The sequence below is a fragment of the Photobacterium sp. SP02 genome (assembly GCF_038519165.1).
Classification (GTDB): domain Bacteria; phylum Pseudomonadota; class Gammaproteobacteria; order Enterobacterales; family Vibrionaceae; genus Photobacterium; species Photobacterium halotolerans.
The window spans coordinates 1-17,535 of sequence record NZ_JASJOJ010000049.1 but is presented as its reverse complement, the minus strand read 5'-3'; the positions used below and the strand labels follow the sequence as shown (position 1 = coordinate 17,535).

Sequence of the window (17,535 nt, the reverse complement as noted above, 5' to 3'; positions counted from 1 at the left end):
ACTTTTATCTTTGCAGTGCTCGCAGAAAAAATGCAAGGGATAGTTTTAGCCTGCCTGATGAAAGATAAACTATGTGGTAGAATCGCGGCAGTTTTATGATGCGTTTGTTCAGGCCTTTTGATGACTTGCATTCAGCCTGAACAACCAACTGATACAAGCAGGAAATCACTTGACTCAGTCTACAAAGTCTCCATCTGAGCGGACCGAGGTTCGCAACAATGAAAAAACATTAAAAGCCGCGCTGAAAGATTGCCTGATCCGCGATCGTTTCCGTCTGCACAAAAGAGTGCAGGGCGCCGCGAAGATAAAGAATGAACAGGCTCGCCATGCGGTATTTGATGAAATCGCCATGGATATCGCACGCTCGATGCAAGCGGTAGAGATCCGGCGCAGCAGCTGTCCTCAGATCAGCTATCCCGAACAGCTGCCTGTCAGTCAGAAGAAAGAGGACATTGCAAAAGCGATCAGCGAGCATCAGGTGGTGATTGTCGCCGGTGAAACCGGTTCGGGCAAAACCACTCAGTTGCCTAAAATTTGTCTCGAGCTTGGGCTGGGTACCACGGGAACCATAGGCCACACTCAGCCCCGCAGGCTGGCGGCGCGCTCAGTGGCGAACCGTATCGCTGAAGAGCTGGGCTGCGAGATGGGCTCAACCGTAGGTTACAAAGTCCGTTTTAACGATCAGGTATCAGACAAAACGCAAGTGAAGCTGATGACCGACGGTATTTTGCTGGCTGAAATTCAGAACGATAAATACCTGAGCCAGTATGACACCATCATCATCGATGAAGCCCACGAGCGAAGCCTGAATATCGACTTTATTCTGGGCTACCTGAAAAACCTGTTGCCGAAACGTCCGGATCTCAAGGTGATCATCACCTCAGCGACTATCGATCCGGAACGCTTTTCAAAACACTTTAACAATGCGCCGATTATCGAAGTGTCTGGCCGTACCTATCCGGTTGAAGTCCGTTACCGGCCGATCATGGATGACAGTGACGATAACGATCGTGATCAGCTGCAGGCCATTTTCGACGCGGTCGATGAGCTGTGCGATGAAGGTATGGGCGATATCCTGATCTTCATGAACGGTGAACGGGAGATCCGCGATACGGCAGATGCCCTGAATAAGCGCAATATCAAACACACTGAAATCGTGCCTTTGTACGCCCGCCTGTCAGCCAGTGAGCAGAACCGGGTGTTCCAGTCGCACAGCGGCCGGCGCATCGTGCTATCAACCAACGTGGCTGAAACCTCACTGACAGTACCGGGTATCAAGTATGTGATTGACCCGGGTACAGCCCGTATCAGCCGCTACAGCTATCGCACCAAGGTGCAGCGCTTACCGATAGAGCCGGTATCGCAGGCCAGCGCCAATCAGCGTAAAGGCCGTTGTGGCCGGGTAGCGGCAGGTATCTGTATTCGTCTGTATTCGGAAGAAGATTTTCTGTCGCGCCCGGAATTTACCGATCCGGAGATTCTGCGGACTAACCTGGCGTCGGTTATTTTGCAGATGACCGCGATTGGCCTTGGTGATATCCAGGCTTTCCCGTTTGTTGAGCCGCCCGACAGCCGTAATATTCAGGACGGTGTGCGCCTGCTTGAAGAGCTGGGTGCGATGAACGCCAACGCCACCGACCCGCGCAAGCGTCTGACTGAAGTGGGCCGTCAGCTGGCGAAGTTGCCGATTGATCCGCGTTTGGCGCGTATGGTGCTGGAAGCACCGAAACACGGTGCGCTGCAAGAGGTCATGATTATTGCCTCTGCCTTGTCGATACAGGACCCACGAGAACGGCCGACAGAAAAACAACAGGCCTCGGATGAGAAACACCGGCGCTTCTATGACAAAGAATCGGATTTCCAGACCTTCGTGAACCTCTGGGAGTACGTGAAAGATCAGCAAAAAACGTTGTCTTCGAATCAATTTCGTAAGCAGTGTAAAGCCGATTACCTGAATTACCTGCGTGTGCGGGAATGGCAGGATATTTATTTTCAGGTGCATCAGGTGGTGCGTGAGCTGAAGCTGCGCCATAACGAGGAGCCTGCCGATTATCAGGCAGTACATACCTCGTTACTGGCAGGGTTACTGTCGCATATTGGTCAGAAAGATCAGGAGAAGAACGACTATCAGGGCGCGCGCAACGCCAGATTTAACATCTTCCCCGGTTCCGGTATTTTCAAGAAGCAACCGAAGTGGGTTATGGTGGCCGAGCTGGTGGAAACCTCCAAGCTGTGGGGGCGTATTGCCGCCAAGATTCAGCCGGAATGGATCGAGCCGCTGGCACCGCATCTGATCAAGCGCAGCTACAGTGAACCTCACTGGGAGAAAAAGCAGGCATCTGTACAGGCCTTTGAGAAAGTCACCCTGTACGGCATTCCGATTGTGCCTAAACGCAAGGTGAATTACGGCAAGATTGATCCTGTACTCAGCCGCGAGATTTTTATCCGATCAGCACTGGTCGAAGGGGACTGGGACACAAAACACAAGTTCTTCCATCAAAACCGCCAGTTATTGCGCGAAGTGGAAGAGCTTGAGCATAAGTCCCGCCGGCGTGACATTCTGATCGATGACGATGCGCTGTATGAATTCTATGACCAGCGGGTTGAGCATACTGTGGTTTCCGGCCGGCATTTTGACGCCTGGTGGAAGGAAGCTTCCCGCAAAGACAAAGATCTGCTGAACTTTGAACGCGAGATGCTGCTCAGGGGCGATGCGAGCCATGTGACTGAGCTGGATTATCCCAACTTCTGGCATCAGGGCGGCTTAAAACTCAAGCTGAGTTACCAGTTTGAACCGGGGGAAGACACAGATGGTGTGACGGTGCATCTTCCGCTGCCTGTATTGAATCAGGTGGAGCCGGACGGTTTCGACTGGCAGATACCGGGTTTGCGCCATGAGCTGGTGGTGGCTTTGATTAAGTCGTTGCCCAAATCGTTACGACGTAACTTTGTGCCGGCCCCTAACTATGCCGATGCGTTCCTGGCCCGGGTGCAGGCATTATCAATGCCTTTGCTGGATGCGCTGGAGAAAGAGCTCAAGCGTATGACAGGTGTAACTGTACTGCGCGATGACTGGAATCTGGATCAAGTCCCTGAACACCTGAAAATCACATTCCGCGCTGTGGATCATCGCAACCGGAAACTTCGGGAAAATAAAGACCTGTACGTGCTGAAAGACAGCCTGAAAGAGAAAGTACAGGAAACCCTGTCTAAGGTTGCCGATGATGATATTGAGCAGGACGGCCTGAAGACCTGGAGCTTTGGTGCATTGCCAGAACGCTATCAGCAGAAACGTGGCGGGTTTGAAGTCAAAGCCTATCCGGCCATCATTGATAACAAAGATTCGGTCGGCATCAAGCTGTTTGAAACCGAGGAAGAGCAACGTACGGCCATGCAGCAAGGTCAGCGTCGTCTGATATTGCTGAACGTGCCGTCGCCAATCAAATATCTGCATGCTAATTTGCCGAACAAATCAAAGCTGGGTCTGTACTTCAATCCGTATGGGCGGGTTATGGATCTGATTGATGACTGCATTGCCTGTGGCGTGGATAAACTGATTGAAGAAAAGGGCGGTCTGGTTTGGGATGCCGATGCGTTTGAAGCGCTGAAAGAGCATGTGCGGGCCGAGCTGGGAGATACGGTTGTCGATATCGCCAAACAGGTAGAAGCCATTTTGACAACGGCCTTCAATATCAACAAGAAATTGAAGGGGAAAGTCGATCTGAGTATGGCCTTTGCGTTGTCTGATATCAAAGCCCAGATTGAAGGTTTAATCATTAAAGGGTTTGCCACTGAGTGCGGCTGGCGACGTCTGCCGGATATCTTGCGTTACATGAAGGCGATTGAACGCAGAATGGAAAAACTGCCGATTGACCCGAATAAAGACAGAGTACATATACTGAAAGTTGAATCAGTCACCAATGACTACAAAGAATTACTCAATAAGATCCCTAAAGGTCAGCCGATACCTGAACAGGTAAAAGAGATCCGCTGGATGATAGAGGAATTGCGTGTGAGTTATTTCGCTCAACAATTAGGTACACCGTATCCTGTCTCTGATAAACGAGTCAGAAATGCCATCGCTTCTTGTTAATGAAGTGATTCATTTAAACGTCATTTAAAAATCATTATAAATAAACAATTGGCGAGTTAATAACTCGCCAATTTTTTTGATTGTATTTTCTGGTTTTCATCTTTAGGAAGATTAGATGAAAATAAAAGTCTGACAGGGCGATTGGACTATTGTGTTATAAACCTTTTCCTGATTTGCCTCTTTATTTCATGATGTGGGTTTATGCCGTTTTCTTTGCGGAAATATAGCGTCTTTGTTTTTTATAAACTGTTCATCTTCTCAGTTACAGAAAATTACATCACTTTTACTTGCAACACGCAAAAATGCCTCCTGCTGCTGAATGCGGTTTAGACAAGTTAAATTCTCTTGCCTACACTTCTTTACGCTGTGAATAGTCCGGTAAATACCTGAAAGTAATAGCTGATATCACTCATTAATCATGTTGGGGCAAATCTGTTCCCTCACTTTTTATTACCGCTCTTTCTGTCAGTCGGCGTCTTTTTATGCTGGCTGCACGGTGAGTTTCATTGCGTATTGACAATAAGATAGGGAATATTATGAATAAGCAGGCTCAGTTGAATGATAATAGCCTACAGTCTTTTTATTTTGTCGGTGCAGAGCAACATACTTTGCATGGGATTACCACGGCCCAGCATGAGCTTTGGCTGAGCGAAACCATGTCGCAAACGCAGCCCTTTAATTTCTGGGGTTATGGCGTGATAGAAGGGCCATTGAATGTTGCGCTGTTGCGCCAGGCCGTTGAGATAACAATTAACGATATACCCGCTCTTCAGGCGCGATTTGTTGAAAAGGACGGCGAACTTTATCAGTACCGCACCAAGCCGACGACTGAGCCTCTGTATTGGTATGATTTCTCTTCCAGCCATAATCCATTGGACGCTGCCATGGCATGGATGCGCAATGACGCTGACCGGGTCGTGTCTGTCCTTGAGCACGAATTGTATCATTTTGCTGTACTGAGCCTGGCACCAGATAAGTGCATTTTTTACCGCCGCATACATCACATGCTGATTGATGGCAGAAGCGGGGAAGAATTCAGCCGCCGGATTGTGCTGACTTACAACGCGCTGGCGAGCCAGCATCCTATTCCTGAGTTTGAAAGCTGTGGCTTTAACCAGCTCTATGAGAACGATAAAAAATATCTGGGCTCGGCGCGGCCTGGCAAGGATAGTCAGTTTTGGAAGCAGTATACCGCGTCTTCCGTTCACACTCTGACCCGCAAAGAAAAATACGTCCCTTATTCAGCAATGAACATCAGTAAGTATGTGCTCGACAAGGCAGATTTGGATCAGATTGATCAATGTGCGACACGAATTGGTGTTCACCGTGCACACTTGCTGGCAACGGCAGTGGCGGCTTGTTTTTATAGTGTTACAGGTCACACCGAGTTGAATTTCAGCCTGCCGGTAGCGGGAACCCGGGAGAGGAATGGCATAGGTATGACCGCGAATGTGGTTCCGCTGATCTTGCGCTTAACCCCTGACGACACCCTTGAGCATCTGGCCCGGCAGGTGACGGCAGAAATGGGGAAAACGGTTCGGCGCCAACTCTACCGGGGCGAGGATATCCGGCGGGACAGAAACGCCGCCGATGCGTCATGGTTTGGTCCTGCGATTAATATTGTCACTTTTGATAACGGTGATAGCTTTTGGCAATGTAAAACGCGCTGGCATTATGGCGGGAATATCTCGGTCAGCGATATGCAGATTCTGTTTTTTGAAGACAGGCAGGCACAGGAACTGGATGTCATGTTTGTTGATGCGCCGCATATCCATTCTCTGGCGCAGCTTGACAACCTGCAGCGCCGCTTTCAGTTCATTCTTCAGTCACTTTGCCATAAACCTGACAGCCAGCTTGAAGATGTCGTGCGCCTTGCTGCCAAAGCGGATGCGGCGGATTTGCAGGATAATTTTTATGTATCCCGGCTTCAGCCTGTTGCGGGTGGGGTGCTGTGCTGGGAACAATCCGCTGAGGCATTGGAGCGGCTGTCGTATGCCATAGGTCATCCTTCGCAAGCTTGTCCGGTTAAACTGGCACTCAAGGACGGTTTGATCGGTATCGACACTGTGGATGTGTGCGAAGGCCAGACCACGGCCTTACCAGGCACGATACTGCATATTGACGATCAGGGATGGGACATTGCGACAGCACGGGGAATCGTTCGCATTGGTGGCTGGTTTAACGCATCCGGAAAAGTGCAATCAGGGAAACAGCTTGCACAGCAGTGTAAGCTGGAGCCGGGGCACCGTCTGCCTGCACTGAGTGAAGAGCAGGCTGCCCGCCTGACCGCGCTGTTTGCCGAAGGGAAAGGCTTTGCTTCTTTCTGGCAATCCCGTCTGGAGCAACCTATGCTTTCGGCATTTCCGGCCCGACAAATCGCCCCGTCAGAGACAAACTGGCAAGCTACGGCCTGGCAGTTTGTGGGCAATAAGCCCGATCTGCCGACTTTTCTGAGCGCTGTCGCTGTTTATCTGGCCCGAATGGGCGATCAAACCGATTTCCAGATTGGCTGGTTACAGAGGCAGGTAGACAGTCTGTTAGCCGATGCTGTGTTGCCGGTGCACGTTTCTCTGGATATGACGCAGCACTTTTCAGCTATCCGGCAATTATTGACAACGGAATGTGACCGTGTGCTGGCGCATCTGCCTTTCCATCCTGAGCTCCATGCTTTACTGTCGCCAACCGCCCGCTGGCCACTGGCGGTCGAATTAATTTCTGATATTTCTGCCGCTACTGACTGCCCGATTGATGCCGGCGCACTGCTGCAAATTGATAAAACCGGGCACAGATTCCGTTGGCTGTATGACGAGGCAGTACTTGGCAATGAGCAGGTGGACAGGCTCAGTACACACCTGCTTTTTGTCCTTGAACAAGCGTGTAATGAACCTGATACCCCAGTAGGTGAGCTGAGTTTGCTGACTGCGAACGAACGTCATTATTTGCTGGAGGAGATGAATGCAACAGCGGCTGACTTCCCGCCGGTGAGTTGCGTGCATGCCATGTTTGAGGAGCAGGCAGAGAAAACGCCTGATGCCATTGCACTGCGTTGCGGAGATGCCGAATTCAGTTATGCGGAGATCAACGTGCGGGCAAACCGCCTCGCGCATGAACTGCTGGTTTATGGCGTGGGGGCGGAAACCCGGGTAGCAATCTGTGCCTCGCGCAGTCCGGAACTGATTGTGGCCATGCTGGCGGTACTCAAAGCCGGAGGGGCATATGTTCCATTAGATCCCGGTTACCCTGGTGAGCGGCTGGAGTTCATTCTTAATGATTGCCGTCCTGTGTTGTTGCTCGCCGATGCTGTCGGCCGTTCGGCGTTAAGTGCCCATCATGTTCCTGTGCTGGAGCTGGAAGCCGGTTTACCTGCGACGATTTCATCTGAAAACCTGGCGAGGCAAGTCCAGCCCCATCAATTGGTCTATGTGGTATACACCTCAGGATCAACGGGTAAGCCCAAAGGGGTGATGGTCGAACACGGCCAGTTGCTCAATCTGATTCACTGGCATGCCAAAGCGACAGAACTGAAAGCCGGAGAGCGCACTACCTGTATGGCGGGTCTGGGTTTTGATGCCTGTGTGTGGGAAATATGGCCGGCTCTGGCATTGGGTGCCACAGTGCTGATACCGCCAAGAGAGGTATCCGGTGATAGCGATGCGTTGTTACGCTGGTGGGGTAACAGTGACGCTCAGATATCTTTCATGGTGACGCCTCTGGCTGAAGTTGCCCTTGCTGCCGGTCATCTTCCTGTGGCACTGAGAACTTTACTGATCGGTGGCGACAGTATTCGCCGCTGGCCGCTGGACATTCCGCATGGCCTGACATTATTGAATAACTACGGCCCGACAGAAACCACAGTTGTCGCCACATCGGGAAATCCGCACACAGGTGCCGCAGTGCCATCAATTGGCCGCCCGATCGCTAATACGCGTGTCTATTTGCTGGATGAACTGGGGCAGCCGGTACCCTTGGGGGCGATTGGCGAATTGTATCTTGGTGGTGAACAGGTTGCCCGCGGCTACCTGAATCAGCCTGAGCTTACTGCTGAGCGATTTCTTGACGATCCTTTTAAGCCGGGAGGGCGAATGTACCGGACCGGTGATCGGGCCAGATATTTGCCTGATGGCAGCCTTGAATACCTGGGCCGGAATGACGATCAGGTGAAAATACGGGGTTTCCGGATTGAGCCCGGCGAAATTGAAGCGCAGCTGGTGTCGCATCCTTCTGTGTGTGAGGCGGTTGTCGATGCACTGACAGACAGCACAGGAGAGAAACGGCTGGTTGCCTGGCTGGTACCAGCAGAAGAGTCCGGATGGGGAGAGTTGAATACCGAGCTGCCAGCGTTTCTGGCGGGACGCCTGCCTGACTATATGATTCCCACTGCGTTTGTCTGCCTGAAAGCTTTGCCTTTATCGCCGAACGGCAAAATGGACCGCCGCGCCCTGCCTGCGCCGGATTTGACTGAAACCGGACGAATGATTTACGCCGCTCCCGAGGGGGAAACAGAATCGTTACTGGCGCGTATCTGGCAGGATCTGCTGGGTGTCGAACGTGTAGGCCGCGATGATAACTTTTTTGAACTGGGTGGCCACTCATTGCTCGTGGTCAAATTGCTGGCTCAACTGCGTAAGGCCGGTTTGACGACAGATTTGCAGGCATTGTTTTCTGCCCCGACTTTGTCGGTACTGGCTCAGACGCTGGCCCCTAAGGCCGATGTGATCATACCTGAAAACAGGATTCGGGCTGGCAGTCAAACAATTACGCCAGACATGTTGCCACTGGCCGATCTCGCTCAGGAAGAGATTAGTGCGATCATTGACAGTGTGCCGGGCGGCGTCGGCAATGTGCAGGATATCTATGCACTTTCTCCGTTACAGGAGGGGATCTATTTTCATCATCAGTTAGCAGAAAAAGGCGATCCCTACCTGCTGTCAGCCACCTTACAGTTTGACAGCCGGTCCCGTCTGGATAATTGGCTGGCTGCCATGCAGCAGGTTATCACTCGCCATGACATTTTGCGCACTGCTTTTGTGGCATCTGGTACGGCGTCTCCGGTACAAGTCGTGTGGCGACAGGCTACTTTCAATGTCACAGAGCTGGTGCTGGACCCGGCGCAGGGGCAGATCAGTCAGCAATTGGCATCACGTTATGATCCCCGCCATACCCGGCTGGATCTGACTCAGGCGCCGTTACTGCATGTTGTGATTGCGCAAGAGCAGGACGGCAGCTGGTGCGCGTTACAGCAATGGCATCATCTTATTGGTGATCATACGACGCTGGCCTTGATGGTAGAAGAGATCAGCGAAATCATGGCAGGTAACGAAGCGGCACTGAAACCGGCACAACCTTTTCGCAATGCGGTGGCACAAGCCCGGCTGGGCGTTAGTGACAGCGAGCATGAAACGTTTTTCCGTCGCATGCTGGCTGATATGTCTGAACCTGTGCTGCCTTTTGGTTTGAGTAATGTTTACGGTGATGGCTTGCAAACCAATGAAGCGAGCCTGACGCTGCCTGCTGAATTGAATCGGGCGTTGCGGGTACATGCAAAACGACTGGGGGTCAGCCTTGCCAGCCTTTGTCACCTGGCGTGGGGGCAGGTACTGGCGAGAACCAGCGGTCAGGACAGTGTTGTTTTCGGCACTGTGTTGCTGGGTCGCATGCAATCCGGCGAAGGGGCTGAAAGTGCGTTGGGTCTCTTTATCAACACCTTGCCTGTGCGGCTGGAAATCGATAGCCGCAGTACAGAAGAGGCCGTTCGCCAGACTCATCAAAGCCTGAGTGCTCTGCTGGCTCATGAACATGCCCCGCTGGCACTGGCGCAGCGTTGCAGTGGTTTACCGGCAGGAACACCATTATTCAGCGCTTTGCTTAATTATCGCCACAACGAAGGTGACAGCCTGTCTCTGCCGGAAGGGGTGAGTCTGATTTCTGCAGAAGAAAGAACCAATTACCCCTTTATGCTGTCGGTAGATGACGGTATCGACATGCTGTCTGTGACGGCTCAGGTCATTGCGCCGATAGAGGCTGAGCGGGTATGTGGCTATATGCAACAGGCGCTGAGTGCATTGACTAATGCGCTGGCCTGTACGCCGGATCTGCCGGTTTGTGAACTGCCGATTGTGCCGGACAATGAGTATGCCATGCTCGTTAATGGCTGGAATAGCACTGCCAGGGATTATCCTCAGTCTGCATGTCTGCAGACCTTGTTCGAAGCGCAGGTGGCACGCACACCAGATGCCGTTGCCCTGGTCTGTGACGATCAGGACTGTGAAGATCAGGCTTGTGACGATCAGGCATTGAGCTATACCCAGCTCAATGCGAAAGCAAACCAGCTGGCGCACACCCTGATAGCACTTGGCGTCGGGCCGGACAGCAGGGTGGCTGTCTGCGCTGAGCGAAGTCTGGCCATGGTGATCGGTCTGCTTGGCATTCTTAAAGCCGGTGGCGCTTACGTTCCCCTGGATCCGGCTTATCCCGGCGAGCGGTTACAGTACATTCTGCAAGATGCTGATCCTGTCCTGCTACTGACTGATGATGCCGGGCGCAATGCGCTCGGCAAGCACGCCATTCCTGAACTGTCGTTAAACGGCAACCTGCCATCTGATGTGAGCTGCGATAATCCAGCACCACAGTCGCAGCCGGACAATCTGGCTTATGTCATCTATACCTCGGGTTCAACAGGTAAACCGAAAGGCGCGATGAATGAGCACAGGGGCATAGTTAACCGCTTGATCTGGATGCAGGAAACCTATGGGCTGACCGCAGAGGATACGGTACTTCAGAAAACACCGTTTGGTTTTGATGTGTCAGTCTGGGAGTTTTTCTGGCCGCTGATATACGGGGCCAGACTGGTGATGGCACGTCCTGAAGGGCATAAAGATCCGGATTATCTCAGCCGTACTATTGCCCGTTACGGGGTAACAACTCTGCACTTCGTACCTTCCATGCTGCAAAGCTTTCTGGCCTACAGCGGCGCGGCAGAACGCTGTCAGCCTGTCGCGCGGGTTATCTGCAGTGGCGAGGCGCTGCCTGCCTCTTTAGTGAAGGCATGTTACCGTCAGTTACCGCATGCACAATTGCACAACCTTTACGGGCCGACCGAGGCCGCAGTTGATGTTACCGCCTGGCATTGTTCTCGCGAGACAAATCTGGTGACCGTTCCTATTGGTCGCCCGGTGGCGAATACCCGTATTTATCTGTTAGACAAATACGGTCAGCCAGTGCCTTTAGGCGCGGTGGGTGAAATGTATATCGGAGGGATACAGGTTGCCCGCGGGTATCTGAATCGTCCTGAACTGACCGCTGAACGGTTTCTCAGTGATCCGTTCAATGCCGAACATGGCGGACGTATGTACCGGACCGGTGATCTGGCACGCTACCTGCCGGATGGCAACATTGAATACCTGGGCCGTAATGATCAGCAGGTAAAAATCCGCGGTTTTCGTATTGAATGTGGTGAAATTGAGGCTGTATTGCTGACGCATCCGCAGGTGCACGATGTCGTTGTGGACGCCCGCAGTGACAGCCCCCTCTGTGACAGTAATGGTGACAAGCGTCTGATCGCCTGGTTTGTGGCAGCTGAGGGTTGTGAACCGGACGGAGCCGGATTGCGGGACTATCTGACCGGTCTGCTGCCGGATTACATGATACCTGTGGCCTTTATGCCGATTGACACGATGCCGTTATCGCCCAATGGCAAGCTGGATCGCCGTGCATTACCGGATCCTCAGGAATCTAGCCAGTCACGTGCTGACTATATACCACCCGAAAATGAAACTGAGCAGCGGCTGGCAACTTTGTGGGAAGCCTTGCTTGGGGTGGAGCAGGTAGGCCGGGATGATAACTTCTTCGCGTTGGGAGGCCATTCGTTGCTGGCCGTACGTCTGGCTAACCGGATGCAGCAGTTAGGTCAGCCGTTGGCTCTGTCGGCGTTGTTCGCCAATCCTGTGCTGCATCAACTGGCCCGCCAGCTGACGACAGACAATACTGACGCATTACCGCCTATTGCGCCCGTTGTGCGCGGTGAACACCTGCCATTGTCATTTGCCCAGCAACGCTTATGGTTTCTGACACAGCTGGATGGCATGAGTGAAATCTATCACATGCCACTGGCGGTGCGCCTACGGGGGGCGCTGGATATTTCGTGCTGGCAACGCAGCCTGGATACCATTTATGCGCGCCATGAAGCGTTGCGCACTGTGTTTAGCAGTCAGGACGGCAAGCCCTGTGCACAGATCCTGCCTGCGACTGAACTGCCGCTGACTGTGCATGATTTGCGTCAACTATCCAATGCAGATCAACTATCCGATACAGACAATACAGACAAGGCAGAAGCGCAGGCGATCCAGATCGCCGCGAGTGAAGCGAGCAGACCGTTTGACTTAATGAATGGTCCCTTGCTGCGTGTCAGCCTTATCCGGCTCAGTGATAACGAGCAGATCTTTACCTTCACCTGTCATCACCTGGTATCCGATGGCTGGTCTAACGGCATCTTGTTGCGTGAACTGGCAGCTTTGTATCAGGCATTTACACAAGGCGAGCAGAATCCGCTACGCCCGTTACCCGTGCAGTACGCGGATTATGCCAGCTGGCAACGTCAGTGGCTGACGCCAGAGCGATTGTCGAGCCAGGCAGATTACTGGCAGCAACAGCTGAGTGATGCACCCGTATTACTGACGTTGCCGGCAGACCGTCCTCGTCCTGTCGTGCAGTCGTTTGCCGGTGATCAGGTTGCGATACGGCTGGAGGCCGAACTGGTCCAGGCATTACGCCAGTTCAGCCAGCGTAATGGTGCCACCTTGTTTATGACTGTACTGGCCGCCTGGGGCATAGTGCTGTCCCGACTCTCGGGGCAGCAGGATGTTGTTATTGGTACCCCGGATGCCAATCGCAGGCAGTTAGATACCGAGCCCATGATGGGTTTCTTTGTCAGCACACTGGCGTTGCGACTGGATCTGTCCGGCGACATTGAGTGTCCGGCACTGTTACAGCAAGTTCGCGAGACATTGCTTCTGGCGCAGGAAAATGGCGACTTGCCGTTTGAACAAGTGGTTGAGCAGGTCAATCCGCCACGACAACGTGCTTATACGCCACTGTTTCAGGTGATGCTGACCTGGCTGGAGAATACTGCTCACGACATTTGCTTACCGGGACTGGATGCGGAACCCCTGGCACCGGGCTACGCGGCCGCTAAGTATGATTTGACACTGGATCTCACCGATCACGGACAGGAAGTTGCAGGGGCACTGTATTTCGCAACCGCCTTGTTCGATCGTGCTACGGCTGAACGTTATGTTGCGTATCTGCGTCAGGTATTGATCGCGATGGCAGAAGGTGTGTCAGAGCCGGTTAGCCGCATTAACCTTCTCCCGGATGCTGAACGTCAGTGGTTATTAGATGGCAATAATCAGTCTGACAATCAGATTACAGAGCAGTGTTGTCTCCACCATAGATTTGAAGCGATAGCAGCGAAAACACCGGATGCCATCGCTCTGGTGTCTGGTGATCAGCATCTGAGTTATCAGGCTCTGAACCAGCAGGCCAATCAGCTTGCTCATGAACTGATCGCGCGTGGTGTCGGGCCAGATACTCTGGTTGCGCTGTGTACGGAGCGGGGGATCGGCACTGTTGTTGCTATTCTCGCCATTCTCAAAGCAGGGGGTGCCTATGTGCCGTTAGATTCGGCTTATTCCGGCGAACGTCTGCAATACATTGTTCAGGATGCTGCGCCTGTATTATTACTGGCCGATGAAGCGGGTCGTTCTGCTCTCGGAGAACAAGCGATACCTCTGCTGTCGCTGGATAAGCCTTTGGCAGGGGATAGCCGTGATCCGCAGGTTGCGGGCTTATCACCGGCCAATCTGGCCTATGTCATCTACACCTCCGGCTCAACAGGCCAACCCAAGGGAGTGATGGTTGAGCACCGCCAGGTTGACCGTCTGTTTACTGCCACAGATGCCGATTTCGGTTTCAATGCTGAGGATGTCTGGTGTCTGTTCCACTCCTTTGCGTTTGATTTTTCTGTATGGGAGATCTGGGGAGCGCTGAGACACGGTGGCCGCTTAGTGATGGTGCCACAGGCAACAGCCCGTTCTGCAAAGGACTTTTACCGCCTTGTCTGCCAGAGTGGTGTCACTGTGCTGAACCAGACCCCGAGCGCGTTCAAAGCCTTTATTCAGGCGCAGGATGATACACCGCACCAGCTCAGATACATCATCTTTGGCGGTGAAATGCTCAACCCGGCCGATCTCGCGCCCTGGTACGACCGTCACAGTGCCGATGCGCCGCTGTTGTTGAATATGTACGGGATTACCGAAACAACGGTACATGTGACTTATCGTGCCATGTCACCGGCGGATATTCATGCCAGTGGCAGCCCGATTGGGCATCGTCTGTCTGATCTTCGTCTGTATCTGCTGGATCCGTACGGTCAGCCGGTGCCGTCCGGCGCGGTCGGTGAATTGTATGTGGGCGGTGACGGTGTCGCACGTGGTTATCTGAACCGGCCGGCGTTAAATGCAGAGCGTTTCCTTGACGATCCGTTTCATGACGGCGGGCGTTTGTACCGATCGGGTGATTTGGCCCGCTATCTGCCGAACGGTGAGCTGGAATATTTAGGGCGTAACGATCAGCAGGTCAAAATTCGTGGTTTCCGCATTGAATGCGGTGAAGTGGAAGCGGCACTGCTTGCCCATCCGAAGGTGACCAATGTGGCCGTCGATGCCTGGCAGGCTGCCGATGGTGATAAACGGCTGGTGGCCTGGGTTGTCGTTAAGGGGCAGACTGACAGGGAAACACTGGCCGGACAATGGCGTCAGTTCCTGTCAAAACGTCTGCCGGACTATATGGTACCTGCATCATTCGTCTGTCTGGACGAAATGCCGCTGACAACCAATGGCAAGCTGGATAAACGTGCTCTGCCGGCACCGGAAAAGCTGGCAGGGAACCGCGAAGTCTATGAGCCGCCGAAGGGTGAAAAAGAGGGCTTGCTGGCTGCCTTGTGGGCCTCTTTGCTGGGTGTGGAATCTGTGGGTCGCAATGATAATTTCTTCGACCTGGGCGGGCATTCTCTGCTGGCGGTACAACTGGCCAACCGGATTGAACAGGCTGGCTGGACACTGTCGCTGCCATCTCTGTTCTCAACGCCTGTACTGCATGCGCTGGCCGAACAGCTGCAGGGTGAGGGAGATATCCGGCAGCGTCCTGTTGCGCCTGTTTCAAGGCAAGAGCCAGTGCCCTTATCGTTTGCCCAGCAAAGGTTGTGGTTTCTGAGTCAGATCGAAGGCACCAGTGAGACCTATCATATCCCGGTAGCACTGACATTGACGGGGGCGCTTAATAAGGCCGCCTTCAGCCAGAGTCTGGATGCGCTGTATTCACGTCATGAAAGCCTGCGCAGTACTGTAGCAACGCAGGGAGATCAGCCCCAGGTGCGTTTCCTGCCTGAGCAGGCTATGCCCCAGTCATGGCATGATTTGCGGGCCGAACCGGAAGCGGACGCCCGGCGTCAGGCGCTGGCTCAGGCTCGTCGCGAGATGGCAGCACCGTTTGATTTGTCTGAGGGGCCACTGGTCCGCGCCCATGTCTGGCAGATCACGGACAATCACACTCTGTTTGTGTTGGTTTGCCATCACATAGTCTCCGATGGCTGGTCAACCAAAATCCTGCTGAAAGAGTTGGGTGAGCTATATCAGGCCTTTAGCCACAACCGGGAGAACCCCTTGCCGCCGCTCAGGCTGCAGTATGCTGACTATGCCCACTGGCAGCGAGAGTCTCTCAGTCAGGATAAGCTGGACAGGCAGGTACAGTTCTGGCGTGACTCGCTGGGCGATGCACCGACGCAACTGACGTTGCCGACGGACAAACCACGCCCTCCGGTTCAGTCTTTTGCCGGCGCAGAGGTGCCGCTTGAAATTGATGAGGCGCTGACCCAGTCATTGCGCCATCTCAGCAAACAACACGGAACCTCGCTCTTTATGACAGTACTGGCGGCCTGGGGGATCGTGTTGTCGCGGCTGTCGGGACAGCAGCAGGTTGTGATAGGCATGCCCGATGCCAACCGCGGACGGCTGGAGGTAGAGCCTGTTGTCGGTTTCTTTGTCAGTACCCTGGCTCTGCATATCGACCTGCGTGACGCTCCCTCTCTGGATACCTTGCTGACAAGGGTCAGACAGGCCGTGCTTGCAGCACGTGAAAACAGTGACTTACCTTTTGAGCAGGTGGTGGAGGCGCTCAATCCGCCTCGTCAGCTCGACAGAACACCGCTGTTTCAGGTGATGCTGTCCTGGCAGGATGGCACGGTTCGCGACATCACGCTGCCAGGGCTGGAGGTGGCCGAGGCCGGACTCGGATACGATATTGCTAAATTTGATTTAACCCTGGCACTGGAAGAGAGCGGTGAGCAGATCACCGGTATGCTGAATTTTGCCACTGCATTGTTTGAGGCCGGGACAGTGCGTCGCTTTGGTGATTATCTGCTGGCGGTGCTGACAACGATGGCGGCCGATGTCAGTCAGCCGGTGTCGCAGGTTGATATCTTGTCTGACAGAGAACGCAAGCTGTTGCTTCATGGTCTGAATCAGACTGAGCGTGTCTATCCCGGTTTCGACAGTGTGCATCAATTGATTGAAGAGCAGGCCAGCCGCTCTCCTCAGGCCGTTGCCCTGGTATGCGGTGATGAAGTTCTGAGCTACGGCCAGCTGGACAACCGGGCAAACCGATTGGCTCATGGATTGATTGCCCGTGGTGTCGGCACCGAAACAAGAGTGGCAGTTTGCGCTGCCCGCAAGCCGGACATGATTGTTGCGCTGCTGGCCGTGTTAAAGGCGGGAGGAGCGTATGTGCCGCTGGATCCGGATTATCCGGCTGAACGGCTTCACTATATTCTGACAGACAGCGCCCCGGTGCTTTTGCTGGCCGACTCGGCTGGCCGTAAGTCACTGGGTGATGTGCAGGTTCCTGTTCTGGCTTTGGATGAGCCGCTGGCAACACCTTTGTCTGTTGGTGCGCCAGAGACGATGGTTCGTCCTGAGCATCTGGCCTATGTGGTGTATACCTCAGGTTCTACCGGTCATCCTAAAGGGGTGATGGTTGAACATGCTCAGCTGATGAATCTGATTGGCTGGCATGCTGAAGCAACCGGGTTGCAGGCTCGGGAGAAGAGCACTTGTATGGCGGGACTGGGTTTTGATGCCTGTGTCTGGGAGATCTGGCCTGCTTTGTCGCTGGGCGGAACGCTGCTGCTGCCGCCGTTACAGGTAAAAGGCGACAGTGATGCCTTGCTGCACTGGTGGCAAAACAGTGGCGCGCAGGTGTCCTTTATGGTGACACCACTTGCTGAAGCTGCTCTGGCAGGCGGCACTGTGCCGCAGTCGCTACGTCAGTTGCTGATAATGGCGGGGCAGGCCCGTCATACCGGCTTTACAGGCTTCCAAATGGACGATGTA

2 protein-coding genes are annotated in these 17,535 nt (G+C 53.5%); both read left to right on the top strand.

The window, feature by feature from the left end; genetic code table 11:
- Positions 1-169: 169 nt before the first annotated feature.
- On the top strand, positions 170-4,093 hold the full coding sequence (gene hrpA / locus P0Y67_RS17305) for an ATP-dependent RNA helicase HrpA (protein ID WP_342392899.1): 3,924 nt from the start codon (positions 170-172) through the stop codon (positions 4,091-4,093).
- Between the two features lie 536 nt (positions 4,094-4,629).
- A partial coding sequence (locus tag P0Y67_RS17300; protein WP_342392898.1) for an amino acid adenylation domain-containing protein occupies positions 4,630-17,535 on the top strand: 12,906 nt, incomplete at its 3' end.